Origin of the sequence: Brachybacterium sp. SW0106-09 (genome assembly GCF_001293905.1) — a bacterium.
Classification (GTDB): Bacteria; Actinomycetota; Actinomycetes; order Actinomycetales; family Dermabacteraceae; genus Brachybacterium; species Brachybacterium conglomeratum.
Genome location: NZ_BCAK01000001.1, coordinates 82279 through 97726 on the forward strand (window position 1 = coordinate 82279; position 15448 = coordinate 97726).

Sequence of the window (15448 nt, forward strand, 5' to 3'; positions counted from 1 at the left end):
TCAGGCCTCCTGGTCGGACGGCGCGAGACCGGCGTGCTCGCGCACCAGGGCGCGGGCGGCCTCGAGGTCGTCGGGCGTGTTGAGGTTCGCCAGCGCGATCCCCTTCAGCTCCCGCTTCGCGAGCCCGGTGAGCGTGCCCGCGGGGGCGATCTCGATCATCGCGGTCACGCCGCGGTCGCGGAAGGTCGCCATGCAGGCCTCCCAGTCCACGGGCGAGGCGACCTGGGTGACGATCGCGTCGAGGTACAGCGCGCCCGAGGTGACGACTTCGCCGCCGGCGTTGGAGACCAGCGGGAGGGTCGGGTCGGCGGGGGAGAGCGTCGGCGCGAAGGCGGCGAGCTCCTCGCGGGCGGCGGCCATGTACGGCGTGTGGAAGGCCCCGGCGACCTGCAGCGGGATGACGCGGGCCTTCGCCGGGCCGTCCTCTCCGAGCGCGGCGATCTTCTCGGCGCTGCCGGCGGCGACGACCTGGGCGGCGGAGTTGATGTTCGCGGGGTGGAGTCCGTGGCGGTCGATCGCGGCGAGCACGTCTTCGCGGGTGCCGCCGACGACGGCCGCCATCGAGGTGGGCTCGGCCGCGGCGGCGGTGGCCATGGCGCGCGAGCGCACCGCGACCAGGCGCATCGCGTCCTCGTCGGAGAGCACCCCGCCGAGCGCCGCGGCGGTCAGCTCGCCGACGCTGTGGCCGGCGAGCACGTCGGCCGCGGGGACGTCCTCCTCGGAGCGCAGCTGGGACGCGGCGACGATGCCCGCGGCGACCAGCAGCGGCTGGGCGACCGCGGTGTCGCGGATCGTGTCGGCGTCGGACTCGGTGCCGTGGCGCAGCAGGTCGATGCCGGCCGGCTCGGAGAGCGAGCCCAGCAGCTCCTCGACGCCCGGCAGCTCGCGCCAGGGGGTCAGGAAGCCGGGCTTCTGCGCCCCTTGGCCGGGGCAGACGATCGCGAGCACAGGTACCTCCAGGGGAGTGAGGGACGGCCCGCTCGTGGGACGAGACGGGCCGCGGAGAGGGGGAGAGCGGCCGTCGGGCCGCCCCTCGCACGGAGGAGCGGCCCGACGGGGGTGATCAGGACTCGCCGCCGAACGAGCCGGACTCGCCGGCGTTCACGTTCGTCAGGTCGTACTTGTCGATGGCCTGGCGGACGACCGAGGGGTCGACCTTGCCGTCGCGGGCGAGCATCTGCAGCGTCTTGACGACCATCGAGTGGGCGTCGATCTTCAGATGACGGCGGGCGGCCGGGCGGGTGTCGGAGAAGCCCCAGCCATCGGCGCCGAGCACGCCGTAGCGGCCCGGGATCCACTCGCGGATCATGTCCGGGACCATGAAGTCGTAGTCCGAGGTGGCCACGAACGGGCCCTCGACGCCCTCGAGACGCTGGGAGATCCACGGGGTCCGCGGGGCTTCGGGGTTCAGGAGGTTGTGCTTCTCGGCCTCCTGGGCCTCCTTGCGCAGCTCGGTCCACGAGGTCACGGACCACACGTTCGCGCGCACGCCCCAGTCCTGCTCGAGCAGCTCGCGGGCGTGCTTGGCCCACGGGACGCCCACACCGGAGGCGAGCAGCTGCGCGACCGGGCCGTCGCCCTCGGGCGCCTGGTCGAGGAGATACATACCCTTGAGCAGGCCCTCCACGTCCAGGTCCTCCGGCTCGGCCGGGTGCACCATCGGCTCGTTGTAGACGGTGATGTAGTAGAAGACCTCCTGCAGGCGGTCGTCCTCGCCGTACATGCGCTTCAGACCGTCGCGGATGATGTGCCCGAGCTCGTAGCCGTAGGTCGGGTCGTAGATCACCGCGCCGGGGTTGGTCGAGGCGAGGACGGGGGAGTGACCGTCCATGTGCTGGAGGCCCTCGCCCGCGAGCGTCGTCTTGCCGGCGGTCGCGCCGATGACGAAGCCCTTGGCCATCTGGTCGCCGGCGGCCCAGAAGAAGTCGCCGGTGCGCTGGAACCCGAACATCGAGTAGAAGATGTAGAACGGGATCATCGGGTAGTCGTGCGTGGCGTACGAGGTGCCTGCCGCGGTGAAGGCCGCGGTCGAGGAGATCTCGTTGATGCCCATGTGCTTGATCTGGCCCTGCGCGGACTCCTTGTAGGCCAGCAGCAGGTCGCGATCCACCGAGAGGTAGTTCTGCCCGTCCGGGTTGTAGATCTTCGCCGTCGGGAACAGCGAGTCCATGCCGAAGGTGCGGGCCTCGTCGGGCACGATCGGGACCCAGCGCTTGCCGGTCTCCTTGTCACGCATGAGGTCCTTGAGCAGGCGCACGAGCGCCATCGTCGAGGCGATCTCCTGCTTGCCGGAGCCGCGCCTGACGACCTCGTAGGCCTTGTCGCCCGGCAGCTCGAGCGCCTTGTGCTCGGTGCTGCGGGAGGGGACCGGGCCGCCGAGCGCCTCGCGGTGCTGCTTGAGGTACTGCATGACCGGGGAGTCGTCGCCCGGCAGGTAGAACGGCGCGTCGTAGACGCTGCCGGACTCGAGCTGCTCGTCGGAGATCGGGATGCGCAGGGTGTCGCGCAGCGCCTTGAGGTCCTCGATCGTGAACTTCTTCATCTGGTGGGTCGCGTTGCGACCGGCGAAGTTCGAGCCCAGGCGGTAGCCCTTGATGGTGTGGGCGAGGATGACGGTCGGCTTGCCGTTCTTCAGCGTCATCGCCTGCTGGAAGGCCGCGTAGATCTTCTTGGCGTCGTGGCCGCCGCGGTTGAGCTTCCACCAGATGTCGTCGTCGGAGAGGTCCTCGACGAGCGCCTTCGTGCGCGGGTCGCGGCCGAAGAAGTTGTCGCGGATGAACGCGCCGTTCTCCGCGCGGTAGGTCTGGTAGTCGCCGTCCGGGGTCGCGTTCATCAGGTCGATGAGCGCGCCGTCGGTGGACTCCTGGAGCAGCGGGTCCCAGGCCGAGCCCCAGATCACCTTGACGACGTTCCAGCCCGCACCGCGGAACTGGCTCTCGAGCTCCTGGATGATCTTGCCGTTTCCGCGGACCGGGCCGTCCAGGCGCTGCAGGTTGCAGTTGATGACGAAGGTGAGGTTGTCCAGGTGCTCCTTCGCGGCGATGTGGAGCGCGCCGCGGGACTCGACCTCGTCCATCTCGCCGTCGCCGAGGAACGCCCAGGTGTGCTGCTCGGAGGTGTCCTTGAGGCCGCGGTTGTGCAGGTAGCGGTCGAAGGAGGCCTGCTCGATCGCGTTGACCGGGCCGATGCCCATGGAGACCGTCGGGAACTCCCAGAAGTCCTGCATCGCCCGCGGGTGCGGGTAGGAGGGCATGCCGTGCTCGGAGGAGACCTCCTGGCGGAAGCCGTCGAGGTCCTCCTGGCCGAGGCGGCCCATCGCGAAGGCGCGGGCGTAGATGCCGGGGGAGGCATGTCCCTGGAAGAAGACGTGGTCGCCGCCGCCGGGGTGGCTGCGCCCGCGGAAGAAGTGGTTGAAGCCCACCTCGTACATCGTGGCGATGGAGGCGTAGGAGGAGAGGTGCCCGCCGACGGAGACGCCGGGGCGCTGGGCGCGATGGACGACCATCGCCGCGTTCCAGCGGTTGATGTTGCGCAGCTCCTTCTCGAGCTCGACGTCACCGGGGTACTCGGGCTGCTGATCCGCGGGGATCGTGTTCACGTAGTCCGTGGTGAGCGAGTCCGGCAGGTGCAGGTCCTCGTCGCGAGCGTGCTGGATCAGGCTCTGCATCACCTCGGAGGCGCGGTCGACGCCGCGGTGCTCGACGAGTCCGTCGAACGAGTCGAGCCACTCCCGGGTCTCCTCCGGGTCCGGATCCTGCGCGTGGCTCGGCAGGTTGATGCCGATGGGACGAGGGGTCTCGTGCGAAGTCACACTGTCCTTCTCTCTACCGGAGTCGATGGACCGGCCGCGGGAGCTGAAGAACGCCGGTGGGCCCGGCTCCTGTCGGCCTCGGTTCCGTCCAGACTACCGTCGTGCGACGCGCCGAGGACCTTCACAGACCCTCCTCATCTGTGACGCTCGGGACATTGCCGCCTGCGCGGGGACCGACGTCCCGCGCCGGACATGCAGGAGAGTGCGCCGTGGCATAGAATCGGCGCGCGCAGCACCTGCGGTGGGTCCGTGAGGGCCGATCGGTATGCTGCGCTCGCACTGACACCACGTCTTGAGGAGTTCTTTCTTGTCACCGTCGGCCGACGCCCCCACGCCCAGCGCCATCGCCGAGGCGCTGAACCTCACCACGGGTCAGATCGTGCAGGAGATCGGCTACGACGACGACGTGGACCACGACCTCCGCGACGCGATCGAGGACCTGATCGGTGAGGAGATGGAGGACGAGGACACCCAGGAGATCGTCGACGCCGTGGTGCTGTGGTGGCGCGACGACGACGGCGACCTCACCGACGCCCTCGTGGACTCCCTGCGCAACATCGAGGCGGGCGCCCCTGTGTGGCTCCTCACGCCGAAGGCCGGTCGGCCCGGGCATGTCGCCCCGGGCGAGGTGCAGGAGAGCGCCGAGATCGCGGGCCTGCGCGTGATGAGCTCGCTGTCGCTGGCCGCCGACTGGACCGGCACCCGCCTGGCCAGCCGCACCAACTGATCGCCACCACCGACGGGGCACCCCGTCACGGCGGGGACACCCCGCGCTGAAGGGGCAGTCCCCGTTCCGGCGGGGTCGCTCCGCTTCGACGGGGGAGACCCCGTTCCGGGTCGTTAGCTCAGCTGGTCAGAGCGTCTGGTTTACACCCAGAAGGTCGGGGGTTCGAGCCCCTCACGACCCACCCGAAGAGAAGCCCCCGCCCTGCACTGACAGTGCTGGGTCGGGGGCTTTCTCGCGGAGTGGAGCACAGTCCGAGCACGACTCCCGCGATCATTGCGGCCGTGCTGAGCCCCGGCGCACACGCCCCGTCGTCGCCGTCCGGCCGACCCTGCACCGAGTGGCGTACTCCGACCGGTATTCCTCAGCAGTACCGGTCGAAGTACGCCACTCGGTCTGCGTCCGCCTCCGTCGCGGGGCCGACGCGGGCGGCCGGCGCGCGAAGGGCCGCAGCCTCAGCGGCTGACCCAGTACGCCAGCACCAGCACCACGGGCACGGCCACGACGAGGCAGCCCCAGGTGATGGCGCTGCGGCGGTCGCGCTCCTTCTCCTCGGGGGTCCGTTCGCGCGGCTCGGGACGGCCGTCCCGCTCCCACTTCTCGCGCTCCTCGCGCCGGCGCACCAGCATGCGGCCGATGATGACGATGAGGGAGACCGCGATGGACACACCGATCGCGGCGAGGATCAGGGTCTCCACGGGCACCTCCGGGGTCGCGGGTCGAGCGGACTGTGCACAGGGTCTCACGGCCCCGCCTCCGGAACCTGGGCGTTCCTATACTGGCCGGACCGCCATCGACCACAGGAGGCCCCGCAGGTGAGCGCAGCGACCAGACCCTTCGACGTCGACGCGATCAGGGCCGACTTCCCGATCCTGCAGCGGATGCTCGACCCCGAGACCCCGATGATCTACCTCGACGGCGGCGCCACCTCGCAGCGCCCCCAGCAGGTCATCGACGCGGAGGTCGCCTATCTCACCCATGACCACGCCGCGGTCAAGCGGGGCGCGCATCGGATGGCGGGGGCCGCGACCGACGCCTACGAGGACTCCCGGGAGCGGCTCGCCGCCTTCCTCGGCGCCCCCTCCGCGCAGGAGATCGTCTTCACGAAGAACGCGACCGAGGCGCTGAACCTCGTCGCCCGCTCCCTCGGCGACGGCGACACCTCCACCCCCGAGCGCCTGCGGGTGCGCGAGGGCGACGAGATCCTCGTGACCGAGATGGAGCACCACGCGAACCTCGTCCCGTGGCAGGAGCTGGCCCGCCGCACCGGCGCCGTCCTGCGCTGGATCCCCATGGCCGAGGACTTCACCCTCGACCTCACGGACCTCGATTCGCTGCTCACCGAGCGCACGAAGGTCCTCGCGTTCACGCACCAGTCCAACGTGCTCGGCACGGTCAACCCCGTCGGCCGGCTCGTCGAGGCGGCGCGCTCGGTCGGTGCGCTGACCGTGCTGGACGCCGCCCAGTCCGCGCCGCACATGCCCTTCGACCTCGCCGCGCTGGGCGTCGACTTCGCGGCCCTGTCCGGGCACAAGATGCTCGGCCCCACCGGGATCGGCGCGCTCTGGGGCCGCTACGAGCTGCTCGAGGCGATGCCGCCCTTCCTCACCGGAGGATCCATGATCGAGACGGTGACGATGGAGGCCAGCACCTTCGCCGAGCCGCCCGCCCGCTTCGAGGCCGGCACCCCGCCGATCTCCCAGGCCGTCGGCCTCGCCGCCGCCTGCGACTATCTCGATGCGCTCGGCATGGAGCAGATCGCCGCGCACGAGCAGGCTCTCACCCTGCGCGCGATCGACGGGCTCTCCGGGATCGACGGGGTGCGGATCATCGGCCCGGCCGCCTCCCCGCGGCGCACCGGAGCAGTCGCCTTCGACGTCGCCGGCCGCCACCCGCACGACGTCGGGCAGGTGCTGGACTCCTACGGCATCGAGGTGCGGGTGGGTCACCACTGCGCCTGGCCCCTGCACCGCCGCTTCGGGCTCCACGGCACCACCCGCGCGTCCTTCTCCGTCCACACCACCGACGCCGAGGTCGACGCGCTCGTCGACGGCGTCGCCCGCACCGTCGAGTTCTTCGGAGCCCTCTCATGAGCACTCATCTCTCCGCGCTCTACACCGAGCTCGTGATCGAGCACGACAAGCGGCCCCTCCATGCCGGCCTGCGCGAGCCGTTCGAGGCCGAGGTCCATCACGTGAACCCCACCTGCGGCGACGAGATCACGCTGCGCCTGCACCTGTCCGAGGACGGCGCCGAGCGGATCGAGGACGTCTCCTACGACGCGGTCGGCTGTGCGATGAGCCGCGCCTCCGCCTCGATCATGGCCGATCTCCTGATCGGCCACGGCGTCGAGGAGGTGGAGCCGGTGCGCACCCACTTCGAGCAGGCGATCGGCTCCCGCGGCAGGATCGAGGGCGACGAGGAGCTGATCGGCGACGGCGTCGCGCTGATGGGCGCGGCGAAGTTCCCCGCACGGGTCAAGTGCGTGCTCATGCCGTGGAAGGCCTACCAGGCGGCGCTCGTCGAGACGCGGGCGCTGCGCGGATGAGCGCCCTGAGCGCCCGGACCCCGGCGACATCCGAGACCAGCGTGACCGTCGGCGACGTCGTCGGCGTGCTCGAGGCCGCCTATCCGCTCGCCTGGGCGGAGGACTGGGACCGAGCAGGCCTCGTCCTCGGGGAGCGGGAGGCGCCGGTATCCCGCCTGCTGCTGGCCGTCGACCCGACGCTCGCGGTCGCCCGCGAGGCCGTCGCCTCCGGCGCCGAGCTGCTGATCACGCATCATCCGCTGCTGCTGCGCGGGGCCAGCTTCCTGCCGGCCGACGACGGGAAGGGCGCGGTGGTCACCGACCTGCTGCGCGCCGGAACGGCGCTGTGGTGCGGGCACACGAACGTGGACCGCTCCACGCGAGGCACCGTCGGCGCCTGGCTGCGGGCGCTCGCGCTGCAGGACCCCCGCCCGCTGCTGCCCGGTGACGAGGGGGAGGCGGCCGGCCACGGCTCCACCCGCTTCGGCCTCGGCGCCGTCGGCGAGCCGGCGACGCCCACCACCGTCGGCGCCCTCGCCGAGCGGATCGCGGCCCTGGTCCCCGCGACCGCGCGCGGGATCCTCCACACCGGCGAGGCGGAGCGCCCTGTGCGCACCGTCGCCGTCTGCCCCGGGGCGGGCGACTCCTTCCTGGAGGCCGCCACGCGCAGCGGCGCCGACGTCTACATCACCTCCGACCTGCGCCACCACCCGGCGCTCGAGCACCTCGAGTCCGCGGCGGACCCCGACGCCGTGCCGGCGCTGATCGACGTGCCGCACGCCGCGAGCGAGGCGCTGTGGCTCCCGCTCGCCCGCGAGCTGCTCACGGAAGCGCTGCCGGGCCTCGAGGTGCAGATCACCGCGCAGGTCACCGACCCGTGGGGCGGCCGGGCCGGCTGAACCCGGTCGGGCCGGCCGAACCCGGTCGGGCAGGCCGAACGCGACGGGGCCGCCCGAGAGCCGGGGCCGCGGCGCTCGGCCGGACCCGCGGGACGCGGCCGGGCGGCCCACGCCCGTCGGGGCGGAGTCAGTCGACCCGGTCGACCACGACGAGCCTGTCCCCGTCCAGCTCGACGCCGAGCCGGGAGCTGCCGCGCCCCGAGATCCCGACGAGGCCCTCGCCGACGACGTCGACCAGCTCCTCCGCCGTGGTGGGCGCGGCCTGCGCCGCCAGCAGCACACGGGTCACCAGGCCCCGGTAGCGCTTCGCGTCATGGGAGATGACCTTGCGGACCCCGCCGCTCTCCTGCACCGGCGCGACCTCCAGCACCCGCACCCCGTCCCCGCTGCGCATCGCCATCATCGAGCGGTAGGAGCCCGAGCGGCAGTCGACCACCAGCGGTGAGGACCCCGCGGCCTCCTCCTCGCGCAGCTGTGCGGCGACCGGCGTCAGCCGCGGCGCCCACCAGGACCCCGCCTTCCCCAGCCGCGAGAGCTGCGAGGAGGCGGAGAGGCGGTAGGCGGGGATCCGGTCGCACCCGGCGTCGACCAGGCCCAGCAGGGCGCTCTGGACCAGCACGCGACGGTCGCCGGGGATCTCCGTGCCCGGTTCGAGCTGGTCGAAGAGCACCCCCGAGTAGACGTCGAGCGGCGCGGCGGCGGGCTCCTGCTCGAGGTGCAGCATGCGCCCGACGAGCTCGGGGGAGGAGGCCGGGACCCCCAGTCGGGAGGCGGCGTCGGACCCCGCGGCGGTGCGGTGCGCGGCCCGCAGCATCGTCCCGCGCGCCTCCCGCAGCGCCGGCAGCGCGAGCTCGTCGAGGTCGAGCGGACGATGCCCCACCTCGGCGGGCCGGGTCTTCGTCTCCGAGGGCGGGAGCAGGATCAGCATCAGACCATTCTCCGAGGTGGCAGGGCAGGGGCGAGGGAGGGCGCCGCGAGAGCTTCGGCACGTCGGCGCGGGAGCCTGCCCACGGGGGAGGGGGAGGTGCAGGTGGGAGCGTAGACTGCCGGGCGGACCAGTCGGCCGGGCAGCCGCGTCCCCGCGGCTTGCGCCGCGGGGCCGAGGAAAGTCCGGGCTCCATCCGGCACGGTGGTGGGTAACGCCCACCCGGAGTGATCCGCGGGACAGTGCCACAGAGAGCAGACCGCCGCCGCGCCCTCGGGCGGGGCGGTAAGGGTGAAAGGGTGGTGTAAGAGACCACCGCGGTCTCGGTGACGAGACCGGCACGGTAAACCCCACCGGGAGCAAGGTCAGACAGGGAACGCATGAGGGCGCCGGCCCGAGTTCCCGGGTAGACCGCTGGAGGTCGTCGGCAACGGCGACCCGAGAGGGATGGCTGCCGATCACAGAACCCGGCTTACAGGCCGGCTGGTCCGCCCCGCGGGGCAACCCCGCGCGGGTCGCGCCCGACGGGCGCGGCGCCCGAGGGGAGCGCTCGCGACGGAATCCCCCGGCCGACGCGGCACTCCGGTCGACGGGGCACTCCGGCCGCGGGACGGCCCCGGTCGACGGGCTCAGCTGCCGGCGTGGTGCTTGTCGTCCTTCTTCTTGCCCTCCTTCAGCGCCTTCACCTCGCGGTGGGCGAGCACCGCCGCCCCGATGATCCCGGCCTCGTTGCGGAGCTCGGCGGGGAGGATCTCGGCCTCGAGGTCCAGCAGCGGCAGGAACTTCTGGTGCTTCTTCGAGACGCCGCCGCCGACGATGATGCGGGTGGGGCTGAAGAGGAACTCGATGTGGGAGAAGTACTCCTGGAGCCGGCCTGCCCAGGTCTCCCAGTCCAGGTCCTCGCGCTCCTTGGCGGAGGATGCCATGTACTTCTCCGCGCTGTCCCCGTGCAGGAGCACGTGGCCGAGCTCGGTGTTGGGCACCAGGCGGCCGTCGACGAAGGTCGCGCTGCCCACGCCGGTGCCGAGGGTGAACACCTGCACCACGCCGGAGCTCTTCCGGCCGGCGCCGAACTCCATCTCGGCGATGCCGGCGGCGTCGGCGTCGTTGACCACGAACACGTCGTGGCCGGTGCGCTCGGTGAACAGGGCGTCCACGTCGGTGCCGATCCAGGACCTGTCCACGTTCGCGGCGGTCTTCGCCACGCCCTCCTGGATCACGGCCGGGAAGGTGACGCCGACGGGCATGTCCTCGGCGACGTCGAAGGAGCCGATGAGCTCGGCGACGGTGTCCGCCACGGCCTCGGGGGTCGAGGGCTGCGGGGTCGGGATCCGCACCCGGTCGGCGGCGAGCTCGCCCTTGCCGAGGTGGACGGGCGCTCCCTTGATGCCGCTGCCGCCGATGTCGATCCCGAAGGCCTTCTTGCTCATCATCTCTCCCTGGTCGTGCGATGCGGGAAGGCCCCGCCCGGTGCCGGGGCACCGTCCTCGGCGCCCTCTCTCGGGCGCCCACGATACCCGGGCTGCGCAGGCACGCGACGGGGACGTCCGGGGACGGCCCCGCGCCGCCGCCGGCCCCGCGGTGGTCGCAGGGAGCGGTCCGCGGGGTCCGGGAACGGACCGGTCTCAGACGACGGTGAGGAGCTCGGGGCCCGCGTCGGTGATGAGCATGGTGTGCTCGAACTGGGCCGAGTAGGAGCCGTCGCGGGTGACGACCGTCCAGCCGTCGTCCCACTGGTCCCAGGCCTGCGAGCCGAGCGTCACCATCGGCTCGATGGTGAAGGTCATGTTCTCCTCGATGACGTCGTCGAACATCGGCGCGGAGTCGTAGTGGGGGATGACCAGCCCGTTGTGGAAGCCCTCGGCGACGCCGTGGCCGGTGTAGTCGCGCACCGACTCCATGCCGTGGCGGGAGACGAACTTCTCGATGACGCGGCCGATCACGTTGACCTCGCGGCCGGGCCGAGCCGCCTTGATCCCGCGCAGCATCGCGTCGTGGGCGACCTCGACCAGCTCCTGGGCGCGCGGGGCGACGTCGCCGACGAGGAAGGTCGCGTTGCAGTCGCCGTGGACGCCGTGCAGGAAGGCGGTGACGTCGACGTTGAGGATGTCCCCGGACTGCATCACGGTCGAGTCGGGGATGCCGTGGCAGATGACCTCGTTCAGGCTCGTGCAGCAGGACTTCTCGAAGCCGAGATAGCCGAGCGTGGAGGGGTAGGCGCCGTTCTCGAGCAGCACGTCGTGGACCACCGCGTCGATGTGGTCGGTGGTGACGCCGGGCTGCGCGGCCTCGCCGGCGGCCTGGAGGGCGAGCGCCGCGACGCGGGACGCCTCGCGCACGCGGGCGATCACGTCGGCGCTCTGCACGAACGGACCCGTGTCCGAGACCGCCTCGTCCTTGCCCACGTACTCGGGGCGCTCGATGCTCGCGGGCACGGGCCGACGGGGGCTGAGGGTTCCGGGCACCAGCAGCGCGCGCCCCTCGGGACGGATCCAATCCTGCTCTACAGTCATGTCCACCAGTCTCTCACCGACAGCGAAGGAGACCGACGTGACCGAGGGCACGCAGTACTACTACAACCTGAGCACTGGCGCGGTCGAGGAGGGGGCGCAGTCCCCGGCCACCGAGCGGATGGGCCCCTACGCCACGCGCGAGGAGGCCGAGCGCGCGCTGAGCACCGCCGCGAAGCGCAATGAGGAGTGGGAGCAGGACGACAAGCAGTGGGAGGAGGGCTGAGCCCTCGTCCACGCGGGCTGACCGCAGCCGCGTGAGGGCCGGCCGTTCCCGCGCGGGCGGCCGGCCCGTCGGTCCCGTCAGTCGAAGGAGTGCTCGGCCCCCGGGTAGCTGCGCTCCTCGACCTCGGTGCGATAGGCGGTCGCGGCGCCGAGCAGCTCGCCGCGCAGGTCCGCGAAGGCCTTGACGAACTTCCCCCGGAAGCCGGACAGGCCCGCCATGTCCTGCCACACGAGCACCTGGCCGTCGCAGCCGGCCCCGGCGCCGATCCCGATCGTGGGCACCCGCAGCGCGGCGGTGACCTCGGCGGCGACGCGGGCCGGCACGAGCTCGAGCACCATCGCGCTGACCCCGGCCTCCTGGATCGCGAGCGCGTCGGCGAGCATCTTCTTCGCCGCCTGCTCGTCGCGGCCCTGGACCCGGTGCCCGGAGTGGGCGTTGACGGACTGGGGCGTGAAGCCGAGGTGCCCGATCACGGGGATGCCCGCGGCGACGAGCGCCTCGATCTGGGAGACGACCTCGGCGCCGCCCTCGAGCTTGACCGCCTCGGCGCCCGCGCGCACCAGCTCGATGCCGTGCAGCACCGCATCCCGCGGCCCGGTCTCGTAGGTGCCGAAGGCGAGGTCGACGACGATCAGCGGGCGGGTGACGCTGCGGGCGACGGCCGCGGTGAACACGAGCATGTCGGCATGCGTGGTCGAGGTGGTCGAGGAGTGGCCGAGCACGGTGGTGCCCACGGAGTCGCCGATCAGCAGGGTCTCGATCCCGGCCTCCTCGAAGACGCGGGCGGAGAACTGGTCGTAGGCGGTCAGCATCGCGAAGGGGCGGCCCTGCTCCTTGGCCTGCTGGAGGTGGCGCAGCCGGATCTTCGCCGGAGCGGCAGGGACGGCGGCGGGGGACTCAGTGCTCACAGCGGGCTCCTGGACGGGGACGGGGATCCGGCGCTCCAGCCTAGCGCCGTCCGCGTCGCCCCGGGGCAACCGGTTCCCGCCGGTCAGGTGCGGTGCGGGCCCGGCATGTGCCACCCTTGGAGCGTCGTGCGCAGACGTCGCCGAGAAGAGGTCACCATGGAACCGCATCCCCTGCGCGGCCCCGTCCGTCGGATCGCCGCCTGTGCCTCCGCCCTCGCTCTCGTGCTCGGCGCCGCCGCCTGCACCGGCGGGGACGACGAGCAGCCCGCCCCGGAGACCCCCAGCGCGTCGCCGAGCTCCTCGGCCGACGCCGCCCCGGAGGCGAGCGACGGCGGCGAGGTCACCGAGGCGGACCTCGCCGCGGCGACCGACCGCTTCCTCGGCTTCCTCGGTGTGATCGACGATCAGGACTGGGAGGCCGCGTGCGGCTACGTGCTCGACCCGGGCACCGGCGCCGCCCCCGAGGGTGAGCGCCTGCAGCAGTGCGCCGACGGGGCGCGGGGCGCCATGGCGGACTACGAGGAGATGCTGGAGCCGGGCGTGTTCGACCAGCTGGACGCCTCGATGGTCCAGGCCGAGCCCGCCGACGACGGCACCATCTCGATGAGCCTGCTCGAGCAGCCGGTGGAGGTCCCGATGGCCCGCGGCGACGACGGGCAGTGGTACCTCTCGATCCCGTTCTGATCCCTGCCCCGCTGGCTGCGGTCACGGGAATGGGGAGTTCTCCCCAGCGACAGCGGCGCCCTTCCCGTGTCACTCTTCTCTGGTCAGGGGAACGGCCCCGACATTGAGGGAGGACAGGACCATGAACTCGATCATGCGCAAGACCGTCAGGGGAACGGCCACCGGGCTGGGCGCCCTCGCGCTCATCGCAGGGGCGTCGGCCTGCGGCGCGATCGGTGATCTCGCAGGCGGAGGCGAGGGAGGCGACGACCCCTCGGCCGAGCAGCCCGCCGAGGAGGGCGGGGAGTCCGAGGGCGGGGAGTCCGAGGGCGCCGGGAGCGAGGGCGCCGAGGGTTCCGAGAGCGAGGGCTCCGAGGGCGAGTCCGAGTCGACCGAGGGCGATGACGCCGCCGGGGGGTCCGAGGGCGAGCCCGTCTCCGAGGAGGACCTCACCGCCGCGGGGGACCGGGCCTTCGAGTTCGTCAAGGCCGCCGCCTCCGGGGACGCCGAGGGCACCTGCGCGCTGGCCCTGGACCCCACCACCGGGAGCGGCATGAGCGGCTCGTCCGCCGAGTCGTGCGTCGCCGGGTACGAGGAGAGCGCCGAGGAGGAGGGCACGGCCTTCGATCCCTCGATCGCCGATGCCCTCGACCGCTCGATGGTGGAGACCAGCGACAACGGCGACGGCACGGTGGCCGTCAGCTTCATGGGCGAGGACGCCGGCATCTCGATGGTGCAGGGCGATGACGGCAAGTGGTACGTCAACTCCGCCGAGCTGATCTGAGCCGATCGGATCCGCGCCGAGCAACGCGGACGTCATGCGCCCCGGCCTCCCTCAGGAGACCGGGGCGCATGCCGTCCGAGGGCGAACGGAGCCCGCGCCGGGTCGGGGACCTGAGGCAGACTGGCCCCATGGGACATCTCCATGACGACGTCATCCGCACCGTCTCCGACAAGGACGTGCGGTTCATCCGGCTGTGGTTCAGCGACATCGCGGGGACGCTGAAGTCGATCGCGATCTCGCCGGCGGACCTCGAGATCGCCTTCACCGAGGGCATCGGCATCGACGGCTCCACGATCGAGGGCCTCACCCGCAGCTACGAGTCCGACATGATCCTGCGCCCGGACCCCGCGACCTTCGAGCTGCTGGCCTGGCGCGGCGAGACCAACGCGACCGGCCGCATGATGTGCGACGTCCTCACCCCCGACGGCGAGCCCGCGGCCTCCGATCCGCGCCGCGTGCTGAAGGATGCCCTCGCCCGCGCGGAGGAGAAGGGGCTGGAGTTCTACACCCACCCCGAGATCGAGTTCTACCTCTTCGAGCAGCCCTACGAGGAGGGGTCCCCGCTGCGGCCGGTGGACCAGGCCGGCTACTTCGACCACGTCCACCGCGGCCAGGGCCAGGACTTCCGCCGCTCCGCCATCCAGCACCTGGAGGCGATGAACATCCAGGTCGAGTTCTCCCATCACGAGAACGGTCCGGGTCAGAACGAGATCGACCTGCGCTACGCCGACGCGCTCACCACGGCCGACAACATCGTCACCCTTCGCACCGTGGTCAAGGAGGTGGCGCTGTCGATGGGGCAGGTCGCCTCGTTCATGCCCAAGCCGATGATCGACCAGCCCGGATCCGGCATGCACACCCACCTCTCCCTCTTCCAGGGCGGGAAGAACGCCTTCCACGAGCCGGGTGCCGAGTACGGCCTCTCCCGCACCGGTCGCCAGTTCATCGCCGGGCTGCTGCGCCACGCCCCGGAGTACGTGGCGGTGACGAACCAGTGGGTGAACTCCTACAAGCGGCTCTGGGGCGCGCAGGAGGCGCCGAGCTACATCTGCTGGGGCCACAACAACCGCTCCGCGCTGGTGCGCGTCCCCTTCCACAAGCCCACCAAGACCACCTCCTCCCGGGTCGAGTTCCGGGGACTGGACTCCTCGGCGAATCCCTATCTCGCCTTCGCGGTGCTGCTCGCGGCCGGGATGGCCGGGGTCGAGGGCGGCTACGAGCTGCCCGAGGGCGCGGAGGACGCGGTCTGGGAGCTCACCGAGCGGGAGCGCCGCGCCATGGGCATCGAGCCGCTGCCCACCGACCTGTTCCGCGCCCTGGAGGTCTTCGAGGGCTCCGAGCTGATGGCGGACACGCTCGGCGAGCAGGTCTTCGAGTACTTCCTCCGCGACAAGCGCGAGGAGTGGCAGCGCTATCGCGAGCAGGTGACCGACCACGAGCTCCGCTCGACCTTCAGCCGGGTCTGACGGGG

15 protein-coding genes, 1 tRNA gene and 1 other RNA gene are annotated in these 15448 nt (G+C 72.0%); 10 read left to right on the top strand and 7 right to left on the bottom strand.

Going from position 1 to position 15448, the window contains the following annotated elements; genetic code table 11:
- Positions 1 to 948: an ACP S-malonyltransferase gene (locus Y09_RS00380; RefSeq protein WP_053915697.1), complete on the bottom strand. Its 948-nt coding sequence runs from the start codon at positions 946 to 948 to the stop codon at positions 1 to 3.
- Positions 949 to 1063: 115 nt separating this feature from the next.
- Complete coding sequence (aceE, locus tag Y09_RS00385) at positions 1064 to 3811, bottom strand: pyruvate dehydrogenase (acetyl-transferring), homodimeric type (RefSeq protein WP_053915698.1); 2748 nt, start codon at positions 3809 to 3811, stop codon at positions 1064 to 1066.
- 307 nt (positions 3812 to 4118) lie between these two features.
- On the opposite strand from aceE, the gene Y09_RS00390 reads away from it, so the two are divergent.
- Both Y09_RS00390 and Y09_RS00395 read left to right on the top strand, forming a co-directional pair.
- A complete protein-coding gene (locus tag Y09_RS00390) occupies positions 4119 to 4538 on the top strand; it encodes a DUF3052 domain-containing protein (protein ID WP_053915699.1) in 420 nt (139 codons plus the stop codon).
- A gap of 107 nt (positions 4539 to 4645) precedes the next feature.
- Positions 4646 to 4719: transfer RNA gene (locus Y09_RS00395), tRNA-Val, on the top strand.
- Between the two features lie 271 nt (positions 4720 to 4990).
- On the opposite strand, the gene Y09_RS00400 is transcribed toward Y09_RS00395, so the two are convergent.
- Complete coding sequence (locus tag Y09_RS00400; RefSeq protein ID WP_053915700.1) at positions 4991 to 5233, bottom strand: hypothetical protein; 243 nt, start codon at positions 5231 to 5233, stop codon at positions 4991 to 4993.
- Between the two features lie 117 nt (positions 5234 to 5350).
- Here Y09_RS00400 and Y09_RS00405 point away from each other — a divergent pair, with 117 nt between their 5' ends.
- Genes Y09_RS00405 through Y09_RS00415 form a run of 3 tightly spaced genes read left to right on the top strand, consistent with a single transcriptional unit; the run spans position 5351 to position 7961 of the window.
- On the top strand, positions 5351 to 6628 hold the full coding sequence (locus Y09_RS00405; protein WP_053915701.1) for an aminotransferase class V-fold PLP-dependent enzyme: 1278 nt from the start codon (positions 5351 to 5353) through the stop codon (positions 6626 to 6628).
- Positions 6625 to 7083 (top strand): Fe-S cluster assembly sulfur transfer protein SufU, encoded by a 459-nt coding sequence (gene sufU / locus Y09_RS00410; protein ID WP_010551644.1) that lies wholly within the window; start codon positions 6625 to 6627, stop codon positions 7081 to 7083. Before Y09_RS00405 ends, sufU begins: the two co-directional genes overlap by 4 nt.
- A complete protein-coding gene (locus Y09_RS00415; protein WP_053915702.1) occupies positions 7080 to 7961 on the top strand; it encodes a Nif3-like dinuclear metal center hexameric protein in 882 nt (293 codons plus the stop codon). The genes sufU and Y09_RS00415 overlap by 4 nt, the downstream gene beginning before the upstream one ends.
- A gap of 127 nt (positions 7962 to 8088) precedes the next feature.
- Here the strand turns inward: Y09_RS00415 and Y09_RS00420 are convergent, their stop codons facing one another.
- Positions 8089 to 8889, bottom strand: coding sequence for a YaaA family protein (locus Y09_RS00420; protein WP_053915703.1), 801 nt, complete (start codon positions 8887 to 8889; stop codon positions 8089 to 8091).
- A gap of 127 nt (positions 8890 to 9016) precedes the next feature.
- Here Y09_RS00420 and rnpB point away from each other — a divergent pair.
- Positions 9017 to 9377, top strand: an RNA gene (rnpB, locus tag Y09_RS01400) — RNase P RNA component class A.
- Positions 9378 to 9515: 138 nt separating this feature from the next.
- On the opposite strand, the gene ppgK is transcribed toward rnpB, so the two are convergent.
- The gene (gene ppgK, locus Y09_RS00425) at positions 9516 to 10319 is read right to left on the bottom strand and encodes a polyphosphate--glucose phosphotransferase (RefSeq protein WP_053915704.1); all 804 of its coding nucleotides are present in this window, start codon (positions 10317 to 10319) and stop codon (positions 9516 to 9518) included.
- Positions 10320 to 10511: 192 nt separating this feature from the next.
- Positions 10512 to 11399: a type I methionyl aminopeptidase gene (map, locus tag Y09_RS00430; RefSeq protein ID WP_053915705.1), complete on the bottom strand. Its 888-nt coding sequence runs from the start codon at positions 11397 to 11399 to the stop codon at positions 10512 to 10514.
- Between the two features lie 37 nt (positions 11400 to 11436).
- Here map and Y09_RS00435 point away from each other — a divergent pair, with 37 nt between their 5' ends.
- Positions 11437 to 11622, top strand: a complete 186-nt coding sequence (locus Y09_RS00435) for a hypothetical protein (RefSeq protein ID WP_010551639.1) — start codon at positions 11437 to 11439, stop codon at positions 11620 to 11622.
- A 77-nt stretch (positions 11623 to 11699) separates the two neighbouring features.
- Here the strand turns inward: Y09_RS00435 and panB are convergent, their stop codons facing one another.
- Positions 11700 to 12530 (bottom strand): 3-methyl-2-oxobutanoate hydroxymethyltransferase, encoded by an 831-nt coding sequence (gene panB, locus Y09_RS00440; protein WP_053915706.1) that lies wholly within the window; start codon positions 12528 to 12530, stop codon positions 11700 to 11702.
- 156 nt (positions 12531 to 12686) lie between these two features.
- Here panB and Y09_RS00445 point away from each other — a divergent pair, with 156 nt between their 5' ends.
- The 3 genes from Y09_RS00445 (at position 12687) to Y09_RS00455 (ending at position 15443) form a co-directional block, all read left to right on the top strand.
- Positions 12687 to 13214 (top strand): hypothetical protein, encoded by a 528-nt coding sequence (locus Y09_RS00445; protein WP_053915707.1) that lies wholly within the window; start codon positions 12687 to 12689, stop codon positions 13212 to 13214.
- Positions 13215 to 13335: 121 nt separating this feature from the next.
- Complete coding sequence (locus Y09_RS00450; protein WP_053915708.1) at positions 13336 to 13977, top strand: hypothetical protein; 642 nt, start codon at positions 13336 to 13338, stop codon at positions 13975 to 13977.
- A gap of 128 nt (positions 13978 to 14105) precedes the next feature.
- Positions 14106 to 15443 carry a glutamine synthetase family protein gene (locus Y09_RS00455; protein ID WP_053915709.1) on the top strand — a complete coding sequence of 446 codons (1338 nt, stop codon included), beginning with the start codon at positions 14106 to 14108 and terminating at the stop codon, positions 15441 to 15443.
- Positions 15444 to 15448: the final 5 nt, after the last annotated feature.

Bases quoted from the DNA above. Each gene is read 5' to 3' on its own strand.
- sufU (WP_010551644.1), top strand. From the start codon at position 6,625: ATGAGCACTCATCTCTCCGCGCTCTACACCGAGCTCGTGATCGAGCAC.
- Y09_RS00415 (WP_053915702.1), top strand. From the start codon at position 7,080: ATGAGCGCCCTGAGCGCCCGGACCCCGGCGACATCCGAGACCAGCGTG.
- Y09_RS00420 (WP_053915703.1), bottom strand. From the start codon at position 8,889: ATGCTGATCCTGCTCCCGCCCTCGGAGACGAAGACCCGGCCCGCCGAG.
- ppgK (WP_053915704.1), bottom strand. From the start codon at position 10,319: ATGATGAGCAAGAAGGCCTTCGGGATCGACATCGGCGGCAGCGGCATC.
- map (WP_053915705.1), bottom strand. From the start codon at position 11,399: ATGACTGTAGAGCAGGATTGGATCCGTCCCGAGGGGCGCGCGCTGCTG.
- Y09_RS00445 (WP_053915707.1), top strand. From the start codon at position 12,687: ATGGAACCGCATCCCCTGCGCGGCCCCGTCCGTCGGATCGCCGCCTGT.
- Y09_RS00450 (WP_053915708.1), top strand. From the start codon at position 13,336: ATGAACTCGATCATGCGCAAGACCGTCAGGGGAACGGCCACCGGGCTG.
- Y09_RS00455 (WP_053915709.1), top strand. From the start codon at position 14,106: ATGGGACATCTCCATGACGACGTCATCCGCACCGTCTCCGACAAGGAC.